The 16,412-nt window shown below is 53.7% G+C and carries 15 protein-coding genes; 12 read left to right on the top strand and 3 right to left on the bottom strand.

The annotated features are described in order from the left end of the window. Positions 1-49: 49 nt before the first annotated feature. Both DDY07_RS01775 and DDY07_RS01770 read right to left on the bottom strand, forming a co-directional pair. Positions 50-943 carry a hypothetical protein gene (locus DDY07_RS01775; protein ID WP_171694576.1) on the bottom strand — a complete coding sequence of 298 codons (894 nt, stop codon included), beginning with the start codon at positions 941-943 and terminating at the stop codon, positions 50-52. Positions 944-1,446: 503 nt separating this feature from the next. Beyond that, entirely contained in the window at positions 1,447-2,187 is a 741-nt protein-coding gene (locus DDY07_RS01770; RefSeq protein WP_216614694.1) for a hypothetical protein, read from the bottom strand. Between the two features lie 186 nt (positions 2,188-2,373). Here DDY07_RS01770 and DDY07_RS01765 point away from each other — a divergent pair, with 186 nt between their 5' ends. The 3 genes from DDY07_RS01765 (at position 2,374) to urtB (ending at position 6,870) form a co-directional block, all read left to right on the top strand. Then, complete coding sequence (locus DDY07_RS01765) at positions 2,374-3,624, top strand: hypothetical protein (protein WP_033158976.1); 1,251 nt, start codon at positions 2,374-2,376, stop codon at positions 3,622-3,624. Positions 3,625-3,749: 125 nt separating this feature from the next. Next, a complete protein-coding gene (urtA, locus tag DDY07_RS01760; protein WP_033158917.1) occupies positions 3,750-5,051 on the top strand; it encodes an urea ABC transporter substrate-binding protein in 1,302 nt (433 codons plus the stop codon). 154 nt (positions 5,052-5,205) lie between these two features. After that, positions 5,206-6,870, top strand: a complete 1,665-nt coding sequence (gene urtB, locus DDY07_RS01755; protein WP_171697674.1) for an urea ABC transporter permease subunit UrtB — start codon at positions 5,206-5,208, stop codon at positions 6,868-6,870. Between the two features lie 487 nt (positions 6,871-7,357). On the opposite strand, the gene DDY07_RS01750 is transcribed toward urtB, so the two are convergent. Next, entirely contained in the window at positions 7,358-7,666 is a 309-nt protein-coding gene (locus DDY07_RS01750; RefSeq protein WP_171694575.1) for a hypothetical protein, read from the bottom strand. A gap of 526 nt (positions 7,667-8,192) precedes the next feature. Here DDY07_RS01750 and urtC point away from each other — a divergent pair. The 9 genes from urtC (at position 8,193) to ureC (ending at position 16,344) form a co-directional block, all read left to right on the top strand. After that, positions 8,193-9,317 carry an urea ABC transporter permease subunit UrtC gene (gene urtC / locus DDY07_RS01745; protein WP_171694574.1) on the top strand — a complete coding sequence of 375 codons (1,125 nt, stop codon included), beginning with the start codon at positions 8,193-8,195 and terminating at the stop codon, positions 9,315-9,317. Positions 9,318-9,403: 86 nt separating this feature from the next. Further along, positions 9,404-10,123: an urea ABC transporter ATP-binding protein UrtD gene (gene urtD, locus DDY07_RS01740; protein WP_367650905.1), complete on the top strand. Its 720-nt coding sequence runs from the start codon at positions 9,404-9,406 to the stop codon at positions 10,121-10,123. Continuing rightward, positions 10,123-10,896: an ABC transporter ATP-binding protein gene (locus tag DDY07_RS01735; RefSeq protein ID WP_171694572.1), complete on the top strand. Its 774-nt coding sequence runs from the start codon at positions 10,123-10,125 to the stop codon at positions 10,894-10,896. Before urtD ends, DDY07_RS01735 begins: the two co-directional genes overlap by 1 nt. 13 nt (positions 10,897-10,909) lie before the next feature. Next, positions 10,910-11,158 (top strand): hypothetical protein, encoded by a 249-nt coding sequence (locus tag DDY07_RS01730; protein WP_171694571.1) that lies wholly within the window; start codon positions 10,910-10,912, stop codon positions 11,156-11,158. Between the two features lie 3 nt (positions 11,159-11,161). After that, a complete protein-coding gene (locus DDY07_RS01725) occupies positions 11,162-12,007 on the top strand; it encodes an urease accessory protein UreD (protein WP_367650845.1) in 846 nt (281 codons plus the stop codon). A 476-nt stretch (positions 12,008-12,483) separates the two neighbouring features. Beyond that, positions 12,484-13,599: a hypothetical protein gene (locus DDY07_RS01720; protein ID WP_171694570.1), complete on the top strand. Its 1,116-nt coding sequence runs from the start codon at positions 12,484-12,486 to the stop codon at positions 13,597-13,599. A 328-nt stretch (positions 13,600-13,927) separates the two neighbouring features. After that, entirely contained in the window at positions 13,928-14,230 is a 303-nt protein-coding gene (ureA, locus tag DDY07_RS01715; protein ID WP_171694569.1) for an urease subunit gamma, read from the top strand. A gap of 96 nt (positions 14,231-14,326) precedes the next feature. Then, positions 14,327-14,644, top strand: a complete 318-nt coding sequence (locus tag DDY07_RS01710) for an urease subunit beta (protein ID WP_171694568.1) — start codon at positions 14,327-14,329, stop codon at positions 14,642-14,644. After that, complete coding sequence (gene ureC, locus DDY07_RS01705; protein WP_171694567.1) at positions 14,641-16,344, top strand: urease subunit alpha; 1,704 nt, start codon at positions 14,641-14,643, stop codon at positions 16,342-16,344. Before DDY07_RS01710 ends, ureC begins: the two co-directional genes overlap by 4 nt. Positions 16,345-16,412 lie beyond the last annotated feature (68 nt).

Raw genomic sequence — 16,412 nt, 5'->3', positions numbered from 1 at the left:
GTTTTCCCGCGTGGGCACGAAAAGCGCGTGCCCACCCTACCGTGCTAAGCTAAACGGATGTACGCGGATTTGTTATAATCGTAATTTCGGCCTGTGTTTTTACCTGCCTAATAAAACCGATATTTTCGCTTTGACCAGCATACTTCCTCAATTCAGCTAGAAAACCGCCCACTCCATCTTGCACATAGTTTAAATACTTTACAGAATCTTTAATATCGTATCCAATATGAGGGTTTACAGAATGAACAATCTCATTTCTCTTTGTCTTTAATTCAATAAATTTTGACCAATACTTCGATTTTTTATATTCGTCTATTTTATGAGCTGCAAATGTCGTCATCCAAGCCTCAAGCTTTTCGTCGAATGAGCAAATGGAATCCAACACTTTAGTATTAGCGTAATCATGTGTTGAAGGAATCAAAGCTTTGATGTGAAAAGCATATCGGTGAATAACACAGTCCAGCAATGAAATACAGCTTAGAAGGTAAGCTCTATAAGCTCTCGCAAAACCAGGAATGTCATCTTGATTAAACATTACAACAGCTTCTTTTCGATAAAAGGATATATCGTCTGAAAATGAAATTTCAGGTGCTTCTATAAAACCAGGTGCATTTACGCTTACAGAATGACTACCATAACTTGATGTTATATTAATCTTTAATCCTGGGGCTGTAGTAGCAACACTCATTCCTGGAAACATATTTAAAAAAGGATCTTTCGAATCGAACAGCCTTTGTAAAACATCTGCCTTTCCGCTTTTCCTAACAATATCGACCTCTTTAGGTAAGTTAATTTTATAATGTCTACCGCCAAAATCAATTTCTTTAATTTTCGTCAAGTCTTTTCTGTCACTTATCGAACAGCCTAAGTCTTTGCATAAATTTAAAATATACTTTTCAGCCTTATCTTTGCCAACCTGAAATTCTGGGATGTTAAGTTTCATATTGCCATTGGTTAACTAAACTTGTTAGACAAGAAACTACTTTAACATCAAGGGCGAAGAATGCACTGAATAGAGTGAAGCCTATCGCTCGAAATATATGCGAACCCTTTTTGGAGATAGCCTTTCATCTCGCGACGGGGGGGCCCGTTATTCCGCCCCGAGCATCGCAGCTTTTGGCGAGATCAGCCTGCAGGGGAGCGGCAGGGATGCCGCTCGTTTTCGGAGGGCCAGGGATGGCTCTTCCGAAAACCCTCGCCAAAAGCGAGAAGCGCAGGATTAAGGCGGAATTCCGGGTGGCCTTTTCTTTGGATACTTTCTTTTGGCCAAGCAAAAGAAAGTATCTCGGCTGTCGGGCCGAGACCCGACTTCAACAAAACCCGTCGCGGTAGCGACACATCAATGATTCCGCTCATGGTTCGACAAGCTCTAGGCAACTGCTCCTGCGTTGCTCTACCTCCTGCATCCATGCAGTCGACCACGAACGGAATCATCGCCACAAAAAATCACTTCCTCTCATGTCCAAACTGAAATATCACCGGCGTCCCCTGATTATGAATAATAATCTCCTTCTTCGGTTCATCACCAACTGCCCCCGGCTGCGCAACGCCGTTTGCATCAACGGCACCCTTAACCTCCCTAACCTCCACCCTTACATCCGGCATCCACTTAGGTTTGAATAACTCCGTTTTCACCCGACCGGCCTGCTTGGGCAAGGGGGCATGCTCCAACACATCCAGACAAGCCGTACCGATCTGATCCACCAATTTGTCGACGATGCGCGCCGGCAGAACATCCTTATCCAAAGCATGCGCGCTAAATGTCGATTCGCGTTCCACCAACACCGCTTGATTGCCGACATCGCGCAATGTGCAGGTAATCGGCAACACGTCGGCCTTTTGAAAATCGGTCGCGCGCGGGTCGGAATTGCCAGACGAAAACGAAAAACCCACCGGCGTTTCCCGGCGGGCGATCTTGCCGAGCTTGGCCTGCAAACTATGGCTGTAAGGGCCTTTGCCGGCGAGTGGAAATTCCCACTCGGTTAAATTGGCGCGGACACGTTCGCCGATTGCCGCAACGTCAATCGGCGTAGCGAACTGCTGCAAATTGTCTGGCGCCAATCCAAATTCAATAGCCTGCAGCGGTTTAACAGCGTCGGCCGTCGGCGCTGCCAGCGTCGGCTGGCATGGCGCGAAACCCAATAGACCCAGCAGCAAAAACAGACCTCTAGCGGATGTTATTTTCATAATCGTCAATCTCCCAAGTTAAGCTGCACTCTACGGAAACCCTTATTTGCCAGCCATACGTCAAATGACTGATGAGTCATTTACCCGATTGTGGCGCTGTCTGCAAAATTCAACAATCTCCCCGACGTTTTCAATCGCCATGGCCAGCGGCAATGGCTTGTTTAATCCAGATAGAGGGGAATGCAAATGACTGGTTTTAACCCACAAAAACTAAGCGGCCGGGCCATCGGCTTGCTAAGCGGGGCAGCCCTGGGCGCCATCGCCCTGGGACAGGCGCCCGAAGCGCAGGCAGGCGCGACGTTTAAAATCGACGACACCAAATGGGTCAGCGTCGGTGCCGGTTTAAGAACCAGCTTTCGCGCCCAGGAAGGCTCGGTCGGCGCGAACGCCGACAAATGGAGCAACGATTTCAATCTGGACAACATCCGTTTATACATCAATGGCCAGATTCACAAATATCTGAAAGTCGAATTCAACACCGATTGCCAAACCTGCGGCAACGGCGGCGAAGTGCGGGTTCTGGATGCCATCGGCAAATTCGAAGTCACGCCCTACGCCAATTTATGGGTGGGCCGGATGTTGGTTCCTGCCGAACGCCGCGAGATGAACGGTCCATTCTACAGCGCGGTGTATAACATCTTCTCCGCCGGCACGCCGTTCGAGCCGTCCGACTATAACTTGGTCATCAAATCCGACGGCACATCCGCCGGATCTTTTGGCCGCGACGACGGTGCCACCTTCTGGGGCGCGGTATTCGACGGTCGTTTCCAATACGCGGCCGGCTTTTTCCGTGGCCTGCGCGGCGGAGCTAACGTCGACGACAACATCCTGTACGCGCAACGCTTTGCCTACAACTTCTGGGACGTGGAGAAAAACCCCGGCTACTACACCTCCGGCACCTACTACGGCAAGGGCGGCGACATTCTGACTGTCGGCGTAGCCAACCAATACCAGGAAGACGGCGCCGGTGCGCTGGGTTCGCCCGGCAGCTTCCGCGGCACCACCGCCGACGTGTTGATGGAAAAAGTGTTGCCGGGCGGCGGCGTGGTTACCCTCAACGGCGAGTACAAAAACTACGGCATCACCGGCCCGTATAGCCAAACTATCCGCGACGCGGAAGGCAGTGTCGGCGCGCCGGCTCAATTCTCGATGTTCGAAGGCAACGCCTATGATGTCAGCGGCATGTATCTATTCCCGCAAAAAATCGGCATCGGCCAATTTCAACCGTATTTGCGTTACGTCAACGTCTCGCCGGATAACAGCCCGAATCGTGAAGTTTACGAAGGCGGCGTCAACTACATCATCGACGGCCACAACGCCAAGATTTTCGCCAGCTACCAATACGGCGATTTGTTGACCAAAGGCTTGAACTACAAATCCACCGCCAGCGGCGAGAACGCCAGCCAGGTCATGGTCGGCTTTCAATGGCAAATATAAACGTAGGGTGGGCACATTTATGTGCCCACGCGGAACAAACTCCGCGCGTGGGCATTGCATGTCCACCCTACGAAAAACGGGCTGTTGATTCACCCACGATTTATTCTCGACATAGGATTACAACGATGAAACTACTGAGCAATTCCTTCCGTAAACTGGCGACTGTCACGGCCTTGTCCGCCGCGCTATTCGGCGCCGCCACCTCGGCCCGCGCCGAAGACACCATCAAAGTCGGCGTGCTGCACTCGCTGTCCGGTACGATGGCGATCAGCGAAACCACGCTGAAAGACACCATGTTGATGCTGATCGACGAGCAAAACAAAAAAGGCGGCTTGCTGGGCAAGAAGCTGGAAGCGGTAGTGGTCGACCCGGCCTCCAACTGGCCGCTGTTTGCAGAAAAAGCCCGCGAGCTGATCACCAAGGACAAAGTAGCGTCCATCTTCGGCTGCTGGACGTCCGTTTCTAGAAAATCAGTGTTACCGGTTATTGAAGAGTTGAACAGCATCCTGTTCTACCCAGTGCAATACGAAGGCGAAGAGTCTTCCAAAAACGTGTTTTACACCGGCGCCGCGCCCAACCAGCAAGCAATTCCAGCGGTCGATTACCTGATGAACGACCTGAAAGTACAACGCTGGGTGTTGGCCGGTACCGATTACGTCTATCCGCGCACCACCAACAAAATCCTGGAAGCATATCTGAAATCCAAAGGCGTTAAACCGGCGGACATCATGATCAACTACACCCCATTCGGTCATTCCGACTGGCAAAGCATCGTTGCTGACATCAAAAAATTTGGCTCCGCAGGCAAGAAAACCGCCGTGGTTTCCACCATCAACGGCGACGCCAACATCCCGTTCTATAAAGAGTTGGGCAATCAAGGCATCTCCGCGGAAAAAATTCCGGTCATCGCTTTCTCGGTGGGTGAAGAAGAACTCTCGGGCATGGACACCAAACCCTTGGTTGGTCACTTGGCGGCCTGGAACTACTTCATGAGCGTGGATACCACCAAAAACGCGGCCTTTATCCAACAGTGGAAGGACTACATCAAGAATCCTAAGCGCGTCACCAACGACCCGATGGAAGCGCACTACATCGGTTTCAACATGTGGGTGAAAGCAGTCGAGAAAGCCGGCACCACGGATTCCGACGCGGTACAAAAAGCGCTGATTGGCGTCGAGTACCCCAACCTAACCGGCGGTATGTCGAAAATGCTGCCTAACCATCACATCAGCAAACCGGTGTTGATCGGCGAAATTCAAGACGATGGTCAATTCGTCACCGTCTGGCAAACCAACAAACTGGTCGATGGCGACGCCTGGTCGGACTTCCTGCCGGACAGCAAACCGATCATCGCCGACTGGACCGCGCCTATCAGTTGCGGCAACTACAACACTAAAACCAAAAAGTGTTCAGGACAGAACTATTAACAGCGGATGTTACCCGCGAGGTTCACGGCAGGATGCCGTGGGCCTCGCCCCCAAAAGAGGACAGACGATGCACACAACACGTTTCAGAACCCGTTTAAAAACGCCGCCCGGCTCGCGCCCGGCCAACCGTTCCCCCAAGGACAACTGCTTGAGCATGATGACTACCACTTCTACTCAGACCGGATTAACAGCCGGCGGCGTTTTTAAACGGCTTCCAAAACTTGCCGGCTGTTTGCTGGCGTTGATATTCCTGGCCGCGCACCCCGCACTGGCCCAAGACGCCGGCAACGCCTTGGAGCAACTGCGCACCGGCAGTATGGCCGAGCGCGAACAAGCCATCGCAACTCTGGGCAGCGACAGCAATAACCTGAAACTACTGCAAGCTCTGCAAGACGGCAAACTGTTCGACTTCAAAGCCGAAGGCAAATTGGTGTTTGCGCAGGAAAGCCCGGCCGGTTACCAACTCAGTGATCCGCTCAGCGGCGCGGCATTAGCCGAAGTCGAACGCGGCGCGGTAGGCAAAATCAATTTAAACAACAAACTGCGCGGCGTGCTGCGCAAAACCATCGCCCAATTGCAATTAAACGATACCGACCCGGTGCTACGCCTGATCGCGGTACAAACATTAGCCAACGACATAGACGACAAAGCGGTGATTTTGCTGCGCGATCATCTGGCAACCGAATCCGACGCCGAGATCAAAACCGCCATCAACAAAATGCTGTTACTGCAAGACATCAACAGTCCGGAAAAAGACCAACGCATCGCCGCTATCGGCGCGTTAAAAGATTTGGACAGCCAGGACGTAGTCAACAAGTTGCAAGCCATTATCGATAAGGATGCCGACGGCAATTTCCTGGAAGCCGACAGCGATGTGCGCAACCTGGCCGAAGCAGCCCTGATTAAAATCCGCGAACGCATGCAAGCCTACGCTGCCGCCGAAACCGTTTTCTTTGGCTTGAGCTTGGGTGCGGTGCTGGTGTTGTCCGCGATTGGTTTGGCGATTACCTTTGGCGTGATGGGCGTCATCAACATGGCCCACGGCGAACTGATGATGCTGGGCGCTTATACCACTTACGTGATGCAACAAATCATGCCCAACAACCTGGGCACCGCTTTGATTCTATCGATACCGATGGCTTTCTTGGTTGCCGCCTTGGTCGGTATCGCCATCGAGCGCGGCATCATCCGCTTCCTGTACGGCCGGCCGCTGGAAACCTTGTTGGCCACCTTCGGCGTCAGCCTGTTCCTACAACAAGCCGTGCGCTCGATCTTTTCGCCGCTGAACCGCAGCGTCGCCACGCCGGAGTGGATGAGCGGCTCGTGGCAAATCAACGATTTTCTGTCACTGACCTGGAACCGCTTCTACATCCTGATCTTCTGTCTGCTGGTATTTACCGCGCTGTTACAAATCTTGAAGCGCACCAAGCTGGGTTTGGAAGTCCGCGCCGTCGCGCAAAATCGTGGCATGGCCAGGGCGATGGGCATCCCCACTTCGCGGGTGGATGCGATGACTTTTGGCTTGGGCTCCGGCATTGCTGGCGTAGCCGGCGTGGCCTTGAGCCAGATCACCAACGTTGGGCCAAATCTGGGCCAGGCCTATATTGTGGATTCGTTCATGGTGGTGGTGTTTGGCGGGGTCGGAAATTTGTTCGGAACGTTGGTCGCCGGTTTCTCGTTGGGGATTGCGAATAAGGTGTTGGAGCCTTATGCAGGGGCGGTGTTGGCGAAGATATTGGTGTTGGTGTTTATTATTTTGTTTATTCAGAAGAAGCCTAGGGGGTTGTTTCCGCAGAAAGGAAGAGCGGCGGAATCGTGATTTCAATAAATGTAGGTTGGGTTTACCCGAAGGGCATAAAAGGCGTCAGCCGTAACCCAACACGATGGCTTTTGATTTGGTTGATGGCTTTGGAATTCGGATTTGTGTCGCTATCGCGACGGTGGTTTTTGAAGTCGGGTCTCGACCCGACAGCCGAGATACTTTCTTTTGCGTGGCCAAAAGAAAGTATCCAAAGAAAAGGCCACCCCGCCGCCGCTTGATCCCTGCGCTCCTCGGGTTTGAACGGGGTTGCCTGAAGGGGCTTCCCAGCCCCTACATGCAACGCGACGCATCCATGCGTCGCCCCTAACGGGCTGATCCGTTCAAACCCTCCGGTGCTCGGCGCGGCAGAGGGGACGAAACCCATCACGCGAATTAGAGTGGCTAGATAATTTGGAGATGGTGAGAATTTGTAGGATGTTCCGAAGATAGGAGGCGCATCGCTCGCGACCGATGCGCTTCGCATTTGCGAAGCACATCCTACCGGCTAATTGGATTTACGGCGTTTAGTTTTTTTATCTATATATCTTCTGCAAATAGGACTATTTAGTTTCCAAAATATATCTTGGAGTTTTGTAGCGTTTAACGTGGCTGTCGATTCCGCCTCCGTTGCCTTGGATTCATAAAACTTTGCAGTTTCTTTAGCTGAAGCCGAAACTGATGAGTCGATATCGATTTGTTGTTGTAGCAAATTAACTTTTGTTTGGAGTTTTTCTAAATCGGAGACGCTGGCGCAGCCATAACCAGTTATTAAAAGAAGAGCAATTGATAATCTTCCAAGCGCTGTTCGAATCATATTTTCCTTAAAAGTAAACGAGTTAGAAGCATAACTAAGATATTGAAATTGGCAAAAAGGGCGATTTGTATAACGAAATTAAACTAGCCGGTCGTAACGCAGTTCGCTAGTTACATTTGGGCATCCTATAACAGTTAAATAATGCTTTCAAAATTATTAGTCGTAGGGTGGGCACGATTAAGTGCCCACGCGAAACAACAGCCAACGGTGGGCAAAGTTGCCCACCCTACGCAAATTCGGGCGGCTGATGGTTTTAACCCCTTATGCCGCGCCGAGCACCGGAGTTTTTATCGAGAATTGCCCGAAGGGGTGCGGCATGGATGCCGCACGTCGGCGGAGGGGCTGGGAAGCCCCTTCTGCCGACCCTCGATAAAAACTTCGGCGCGCAGGATATAAGCGGCATCCGGGTGTCGTTTCTTTTGGATACTTTTCTTTGGACAAGCAAAGAAAAGTATCGCGGTCGCCGGTCCGCGAACCGGCATTAAAAAAACCGTCGCGATAGCGACACACTAAAACGGAAGACGGTATGAAACTAATCAACCTAAGCCAAGACAAAACCTACACCACCGTCCTAACCACGTTAGCCTCGGTAACCCTCTTAATCCCCCTCTGTAATCTAATCTTCCCCGAAGACTCTGCCCTGCACTTCTCCGCCTACTCAGTCTCCCTAATCGGCAAATACCTGACCTTTGCCCTGCTCGGCCTGTCGCTGGACATGGTCTGGGGCTACGCCGGGATTCTGGTCCTCGGCCAAGGCGCATTCTTCGCCTTGGGCGGCTATGCGATGGGTATGTATCTGATGCGGCAGATCGGCACGCGCGGCGTGTACGGCAACGCCGAGCTGCCGGACTTCATGGTGTTCCTGAACTGGACCGAGCTGCCCTGGTATTGGTACGGCTTCGAGAATTTCGGTTTCGCGATGTTGATGGTGCTGCTGGCGCCGGGCTTGCTGGCCTTCGTATTCGGCTGGCTAGCGTTTCGTTCGCGAGTCACTGGTGTGTATTTGTCCATCATTACCCAAGCCCTGACCTACGCTTTGTTGTTGGCCTTCTTCCGCAACGAAATGGGCTTCGGCGGCAACAACGGCCTCACCGATTTCAAGGATATTCTCGGCTTCAACATCCAATCCGAAGCGGTCCGCTCCGTCTTATTATTAATGACCGGCCTCAGCCTGATCGGCGCTCTGTTGCTGTGCCGCTGGATCGTGAATAGCAAGTTGGGCCGGGTGGTCACGGCGGTTCGCGACCAAGAATCGCGGGTGCGTTTTCTCGGTTACCGGGTGGAATTGTTCAAACTATGGGTATTCGTGTTCGCGGCGATGCTGGCCGGACTCGCCGGCGCGCTGTACGTGCCGCAGGTCGGCATCATCAACCCCAGCGAATTTTCGCCGCTCAACTCGTTGGAAATTGTCATTTGGGTCGCGGTCGGCGGTCGAGGCACTTTGTACGGCGCCATCATCGGCGCGGTATTGGTCAATTACGCCAAAACCGTCTTGACCGGCCTGATGCCGGACGCCTGGCTGTTTTGCCTGGGCGGCGCCTTTATTCTGGTGACCTTGTTAATGCCCGATGGCATCGTCGGACTGCTGCGCCGCCACACCAAACCTAAACCCGAATCCACCCTTAACTCGACCGGAGGACAACCGGCATGATGATCTCAGCTGCATCAACACCCGAAGGCGGCGCCAGCCTACCCTTGGCCGGCGAAGTCGACGCCCGCCACGGCCCGATTCTGTACATGGAAGACGTCAGCGTCAGCTTCGACGGCTTCCGCGCGCTGAACCATTTATCGCTGTACATCGACGACGGCGAACTGCGCTGCCTGATCGGCCCCAACGGCGCCGGCAAGACCACGCTGATGGACGTCATCACCGGCAAAACCAAGCCCGATAGCGGCTCGGTGTTTTTCGGGCAGACCATCGATTTGCTGGAAATGGACGAACCGGCCATCGCCCAGGCAGGCATTTGCCGCAAGTTTCAAAAGCCCAGTGTGTTCGATGCCTTGACCGTGTTCGAAAACTTGGAACTGGCCTTGAAAACCGACAAACGCACCTGGCCGACGCTGTTCCATAAATTAAACGGCGAGCAACGCGACCGCATCCAGGACGTGTTGCAAACCATCGCCCTGCCCGCCCAACAACGCCAGTTAGCCGGCGCACTGTCGCACGGCCAGAAGCAATGGTTGGAAATCGGCATGCTGCTGATGCAGGACCCGAAAGTGATGTTGGTCGACGAACCCATCGCCGGCATGACCCATCAGGAAGTCGAACGCACCGCCGAGTTGCTGCTGTCCTTGCAAGGCCAGCATTCCATCGTCGTCGTCGAGCACGACATGGAATTCGTGCGCAGCATCGCCCGCAAGGTCACCGTGCTGCACGAAGGCTCGGTGCTGACCGAGGGCACGATGGACGAAGTGCAAAACGATCCGCGCGTCATACAAGTTTACCTGGGGGGATGATGTTAAACATTAGCGCATTGCAACAATACTACGGCGCCAGCCACACCTTGTGGGATCTGGATTTAAGCGTGCCGCAAGGCGCTTGCGTCTGCCTGATGGGCCGCAACGGCGTCGGCAAAACCACACTGCTCAAAGCCATCATGGGCCTGCTGCCGGTAGCCGACGGCAGCATCCAATTCGACGGCGTGGAACTGGCCAAAGCCAAGGCCGAATCGCGCGCCGAACTGGGCATCGGTTACGTGCCGCAAGGCCGGGAAATCTTTCCACTTCTGACCGTGGAAGAAAACCTGAAAACCGGCCTGCGTGCCGCTAATAAACACGGCATCAAGAAAATACCGGACAGCATTTTCGAAATTTTTCCAGTACTGAAACAAATGCTGAAACGCCGTGGAGGCGACCTATCGGGTGGCCAGCAACAGCAATTAGCCATCGGCCGAGCCTTAGTGCTGAATCCGCGCCTGCTGATTCTGGATGAACCGACCGAAGGTATCCAGCCCAACATCGTCAGCGAAATCGGTGACGTGATCATTCGTCTTAATAAATCGCGAGGCGTGGCGACACCGACACCAAAACCGGAAACCGGCGAAATCCACCAGGCCATCGACCGCATCCATAAAGAGCTTGGCGTGACGGTATTGCTGGTCGAACAAAAACTGCCGTTCGCCCGCAAGGTCGCCAACCAGTTTTGCATCATGGACCGGGGCCGGCATGTGGCGATTGGGACGATGGACGAATTAGCGGATGACATGGTGAAGCGGTATTTGACGGTGTAACGGAGAATCGACAATGAAATCAGAAAACTATTTACTAGCTGGCGGCGCGTTGTTATTAGTCTGGTCGATGCGCGGCGAAGCACATGACAGCTTCGAAGCCATGCAGCAAGGCGGCAATCTCATGCAAATCACAGCTGAATTTTTGCACCCGCTATTCGAACAGCCATTTTGGATAGTCGCCATCATCGTCGCATTAGGGGTTTGCCATGGAGCCTGGTGTGGGTTAAAACGTTGGCGAAACCTGATAACCACCACCGACTAAATCGTGCCTGCCCAACTCGCCACCCATTCCGTTAACGAAGCCGCCCCAAGCCACTGGGAAGCCGAATTGACCTTAGACTTCGCCCTGCGCGGCCACAAAACCGCCCTGGTCAACCGCAGCCATCGCGGCCCTTTGACCGTGCAGCGACCGTTTTATCCGGAAGGCGAAGTCTGCCACGTCTACCTGCTGCACCCGCCCGGCGGCGTAGTGGCCGGTGACCGTTTGACGATCAACGCCAATGCCGAAACCGCCGCCCAGGCCCTGATCACCACGCCCGCCGCCGGCAAGTTTTATCGCAGCGGCGGAGGCGAAGCCCGGCAAACGGTGAATTTAACAGTCGCTAACGGCGCCAGCCTGGAATGGCTGCCGCAGGAAACCATCGTCTACGAAGGCGCCCGCTTAGATTCCAGCATGACTATCGATTTGGCGGAGAACGGCCGCTTCATCGGCTGGGAAATATTGGCCCTGGGCCGCCCCGCCGCCGGCGAGGGCTTTGAAAATGGCTCTGCCAACCTAAACTGGCGCATCAATCGTGCCGGGCGTTTGGTGTACCTGGAACGCTTGCGCCTAGATGCGGCAGCGTTTCAATCCCGCTGGGGTTTGTTTGGGCATTCGGCGTGCGGGACGATGTTTTTGTATCCGGCAACGCCTTTGCATTTGGCGGCGGTACAGGAATTGATTGGCGAGAAGCCGAATCGCGGGGTGACGTTGATTGAGGGCTTGTTGATTTGTCGGGGGTTGGATGAGCGGGCGGATTTGTTGAAAGGTTTTTTTGAGCGGGTTTGGGGATTGGTTAGGGGGGAAGTGGTTGGGAAGGAGGTGTGTTTGCCAAGGATTTGGGCGACATGAAGTTTTGAATTTGCTTGGGGATTGGCTCCCTCGCCCTCCGGGAGAGGGTTGGGGTGAGGGGAATTTAGTGTCGCTAACGCGACGGGGTTGTTTAGAAGTCGGGTCTCGGCCCGACAGCCGAGTTTCTTTCTTTTGTTTGGCCAAAAGAAAGAAACCAAAGAAAAGGCCACCCCATGCCGCTTGTTTCCTGCGCGCCGAAGGGTTTGAACGGGGTTTTCGGAAGGGCTATCCATAGCCCTCCGAAAACGCGATGCATCCCTGCATCGCCCCTGCGGGCTTATCCGTCCAAACCCTTCGGTGCTCGGCGCGGCATAGGGGATTAACCCCGTTGCGCGTTAGTAACTTATTGGGAGATTTTATAAGTCTGAACATAGCGTTTATTGTAGGATGCTGCTGACGTTAGGAGGCGCATCGGTCACAACAGATGCGCTTCACTTTATTCATCATACTACTGGCTAAGAAGGAAAATTATGTGGATGGCTTTAGTGATACTTTTCATATTGATTATTGGCATTAAGCTTGCCGTAAAGAGCGCTAAGGCTGAAATTAAAGAAAAACGTAAAGAAAGAGCTAAAACTTTTGTAAACCCAATCTCTGAAGATAAACCAACATCAATTAAGGTTGATCGATTGGAAAGCAAAGAGATGGAAGAGACGGAATACCAATTGTCGATTGATTGGGAATCCAAGTTTTTGCAAATCGAACAGGCAGTAAAGCATGGCGATTACGAATTTGCGCGTATTTGGCTGCAAAAGTTTGCTTACACCTCAGTTGACAAAGACGTACCACAATTTGTGCGGGATCGCTTCAAGAGCTTGATGTCGGCTTTCGCTAAAGAAGATCCACTCTACAGACGTTTAATTTCCGAAATCAAACCGATTATCGAATCCCAACCTGGTGTGTTGCAGACGTCGCTTTATCCGTTATTACCGGAATTTAATGAAGAGCAAATTCGTTATGTGCTTTATTTTGCACACGAGTTGGGCGATTTAAACCGATTGAAGAAGGGACGGAGTTACCAATTATTTGGCCCTACCAGCAGAAAAGTGATTCAGCCAGGAGAAAAGATTGGTGCAACTATCGCAACATCCAATATCGTAATTACGAAAAACCCCATTGATGAACGCATTGCAGCCTTGCACCGCGAAGCAACGCAACACAAGGTATTTGATTGGGACGCCGCCGTGGCATGCTTGCAAGAGGCTAATGATTTAATGCGCCGTCACGGTGGCATTTATGACATTGAACGCTGGTTACGCCTGCCAGTGTTTTTACAACAAGCAGGGCGTTTTCAAGAAGCAATGCAAGTATTTAATCAACTATTAAATGACGTAGAGCCTCGAGTTAGAGCTGAGTTTTCTCATACATCACCTACGACAATTAATAAACACATCCATCTACATTATCAAAAAATCTACGACAAGATGAGAATGGCATGTAAGAGAGAAAAGCGGCTAGAGGAAGCAACTCAGTTTGGTGCCATGTCTTTAAAGCATGGCGAACAGGCTCAAGCGCTACAGCCAATAATTGATAGTGAACGAGATGCTGAACGTAAAGCCTATGAAGAAAAGCGAGCACGCAAGTTAAACTAGAAATCCGGTTGGGAAGTCATCTGCGTGGGAGGGTTTTCTCCCCTGATGCCGCGCCGAGCACCGGAGGGTTTGGACGGATCAGCCCGCAGGGGCGATGCAGGGATGCATCGCGTTTTTCGCAAGGGCTTGGATGCCCTTTCGAAAAACCCCGTTCAAACCCTTCGGAGCGCAGGAAACAAGCGGTATGGGGCGGCCTTTCTTTTGGGTACTTTTCTTTGGCCGTCCAAAGAAAAGTACCTCGGCTGTCGGGCCGAGACCCGACATTAAAAATAACCGTCGCGGCAGCGACACAACAAAAAACAAACACGAACTAATAAAAAGCACCGCCATGCAACTAACACCCAGAGAAAAAGACAAACTCCTCCTCTTCACAGCCGCCCTCCTTGCCGAGCGCCGCAAAGCCAGAGGCTTGAAACTCAACTACCCGGAAGCGGTGGCTTACATCTCCGCCGCGATAATGGAAGGCGCCCGCGACGGCCAGAGCGTCGCCGAGCTGATGAGTTACGGGCGAGCCTTGTTAACTCGCGACGATGTGATGAACGGTGTAGCGGAAATGATTCCCGACGTGCAGGTGGAGGCGACGTTTCCGGATGGTACCAAGCTGGTCACTGTCCACGACCCTATCGTTTAATGTAGGTTGGGTTAGCCGATAGGCGTAACCCAACAATAACGCCATCATGTTGGGTTACGCTGCGCTAACCCAACCTACGTTTCCAAGGAGCAATGTATGATCCCCGGAGAAATCTTCCCCGCCGCCGGCGACATCGAACTCAATGCCGGCCGCGCCACCGTTAAAGTCCTGGTTGCCAATAGCGGCGACCGGCCGATTCAGGTCGGCTCGCATTACCATTTTTACGAAACCAACCCTGCTTTGCATTTCGACCGCGAGGCGGCGCGTGGCTTTAGGTTGGACATCCCTGCCGGGACGGCGGTGCGGTTCGAGCCGGGCCAGCAGCGCGAGGTGCAGTTGGTAGCCTTCGCAGGCGAACGCAAGGTCTACGGCTTTCGCGGCGAGGTAATGGGCGCATTGGAGAAAATCGCATGAGCAAAATCAGCAGAATCGCTTACGCCGACATGTTCGGCCCCACCACCGGCGACCGTTTGCGGCTGGCCGACACCGATTTGATTTTAGAAGTGGAAGCCGATTACACCGTCTACGGCGACGAGGTGAAATTCGGTGGCGGCAAGGTGATCCGCGACGGCATGGGCCAAAGCCAGCTCGGCAACGACCACGCGGTGGATTTGGTGATTACCAACGCGCTGATCATCGAATACTGGGGCATCGTCAAGGCCGACGTCGGCGTCAAGGACGGCCGCATTTTCAAGATCGGCAAGGCCGGCAACCCGGACGTGCAGCCCGGCGTGGACATCATCGTCGGCCCCGGCACCGAAGTCATCGCCGGCGAAGGCCAGATTCTGACCGCCGGCGGCATCGACGCCCACATCCATTTCATCTGCCCACAGCAGATCGACGAAGCGCTGTGCTCCGGCGTGACGACGATGATCGGCGGTGGCACCGGCCCAGCGACCGGCACCAACGCCACCACCTGCACGCCTGGGCCATGGCATATCCAGCAAATGCTGAAAGCGCTGGACGGTTTGCCAATGAACTTTGGCCTGCTCGGCAAAGGCAACGCCAGCCTGCCCGGCGCCCTTGAAGAACAAGTCAAAGCCGGGGTAATGGGCCTGAAACTGCACGAAGACTGGGGCACCACGCCGGCATCGATTGATTGCTGCCTGGGCGTGGCCGAGGATTACGACGTGCAGGTGGCCATCCACACCGACACCTTGAACGAATCCGGCTTTGTCGAAGACACCTTCGCCGCCTTCAAGGGCCGCACCATCCACACCTACCACACCGAAGGCGCCGGCGGCGGTCACGCCCCGGACATCATCAAAGCCTGCGGCTTGGGCAATGTACTGCCGTCTTCGACCAACCCAACCCGGCCGTACACGGTCAACACTGTCGACGAGCATCTGGATATGCTGATGGTCTGCCATCACCTCGACCCGAGCATTCCGGAAGACGTGGCCTTCGCCGAATCGCGCATCCGCCGCGAAACCATCGCCGCCGAGGACATCCTCCACGACGTGGGCGCATTTTCGATGATCTCCTCCGACTCGCAAGCCATGGGTCGGGTTGGCGAAGTGGTGATCCGCACTTGGCAAACCGCGCATAAAATGAAGGCGCAACGCGGCGCGCTGGCCGGCGACCCGGCGACCAGCGACAATCAGCGCATCAAACGCTACATCGCCAAATACACCATCAACCCGGCCATCAGCCACGGCATCAGCCACGAAGTGGGCTCTATCGAAGCCGGCAAACTGGCCGACCTGGTGTTGTGGCAACCGGCCTTCTTCGGCGTCAAACCCAGTTTGGTCATCAAAGGCGGTCTGATCGCCGCCGCGCCGATGGGCGACGCCAACGCCTCCATCCCCACCCCGCAGCCGGTGCATTATCGGCCGATGTTCGGCAGCTTCGGCCGTACTGCCGCCAACACCTCGATGATCTTTTTACCGCAAGCCGCGGTGGCATCTGGTTTGGCCGGGCAATTGGCCTTGCAGAAACGGGTCGGTACGGTGCGCAATACTCGCAACATTGGCAAATCGAATATGAAGCTGAATGACTACCAACCGGTGATGGAGGTTTGTCCGCAGACTTATCAAGTCAAGGCGGATGGTGTGTTGTTGACTTGCGAGCCGGCCGTGGTGTTGCCGATGGCGCAGCGGTATTTTTTGTTTTGAGAGGGATCAGGGTTTTCGGTAGAGCCATCCGTGGCCCTGCCGAAAACAAACTGTATGCAACTGAAGCG

Source organism: Methylomonas sp. ZR1 (genome assembly GCF_013141865.1).
Taxonomy (GTDB): Bacteria; Pseudomonadota; Gammaproteobacteria; order Methylococcales; family Methylomonadaceae; genus Methylomonas.
This window is presented reverse-complemented; position numbering and strand designations above follow the sequence as displayed.

Bases quoted from the DNA above. Each gene is read 5' to 3' on its own strand.
- urtD (WP_367650905.1), top strand. From the start codon at position 9,404: ATGGAAGACGTCAGCGTCAGCTTCGACGGCTTCCGCGCGCTGAACCAT.
- DDY07_RS01765 (WP_033158976.1), top strand. From the start codon at position 2,374: ATGACTGGTTTTAACCCACAAAAACTAAGCGGCCGGGCCATCGGCTTG.
- DDY07_RS01735 (WP_171694572.1), top strand. From the start codon at position 10,123: ATGTTAAACATTAGCGCATTGCAACAATACTACGGCGCCAGCCACACC.
- urtC (WP_171694574.1), top strand. From the start codon at position 8,193: ATGAAACTAATCAACCTAAGCCAAGACAAAACCTACACCACCGTCCTA.
- DDY07_RS01750 (WP_171694575.1), bottom strand. From the start codon at position 7,666: ATGATTCGAACAGCGCTTGGAAGATTATCAATTGCTCTTCTTTTAATA.
- DDY07_RS01730 (WP_171694571.1), top strand. From the start codon at position 10,910: ATGAAATCAGAAAACTATTTACTAGCTGGCGGCGCGTTGTTATTAGTC.
- DDY07_RS01775 (WP_171694576.1), bottom strand. From the start codon at position 943: ATGAAACTTAACATCCCAGAATTTCAGGTTGGCAAAGATAAGGCTGAA.
- DDY07_RS01720 (WP_171694570.1), top strand. From the start codon at position 12,484: ATGGCTTTAGTGATACTTTTCATATTGATTATTGGCATTAAGCTTGCC.
- ureA (WP_171694569.1), top strand. From the start codon at position 13,928: ATGCAACTAACACCCAGAGAAAAAGACAAACTCCTCCTCTTCACAGCC.
- urtB (WP_171697674.1), top strand. From the start codon at position 5,206: ATGATGACTACCACTTCTACTCAGACCGGATTAACAGCCGGCGGCGTT.
- DDY07_RS01710 (WP_171694568.1), top strand. From the start codon at position 14,327: ATGATCCCCGGAGAAATCTTCCCCGCCGCCGGCGACATCGAACTCAAT.
- DDY07_RS01770 (WP_216614694.1), bottom strand. From the start codon at position 2,187: ATGAAAATAACATCCGCTAGAGGTCTGTTTTTGCTGCTGGGTCTATTG.
- urtA (WP_033158917.1), top strand. From the start codon at position 3,750: ATGAAACTACTGAGCAATTCCTTCCGTAAACTGGCGACTGTCACGGCC.
- ureC (WP_171694567.1), top strand. From the start codon at position 14,641: ATGAGCAAAATCAGCAGAATCGCTTACGCCGACATGTTCGGCCCCACC.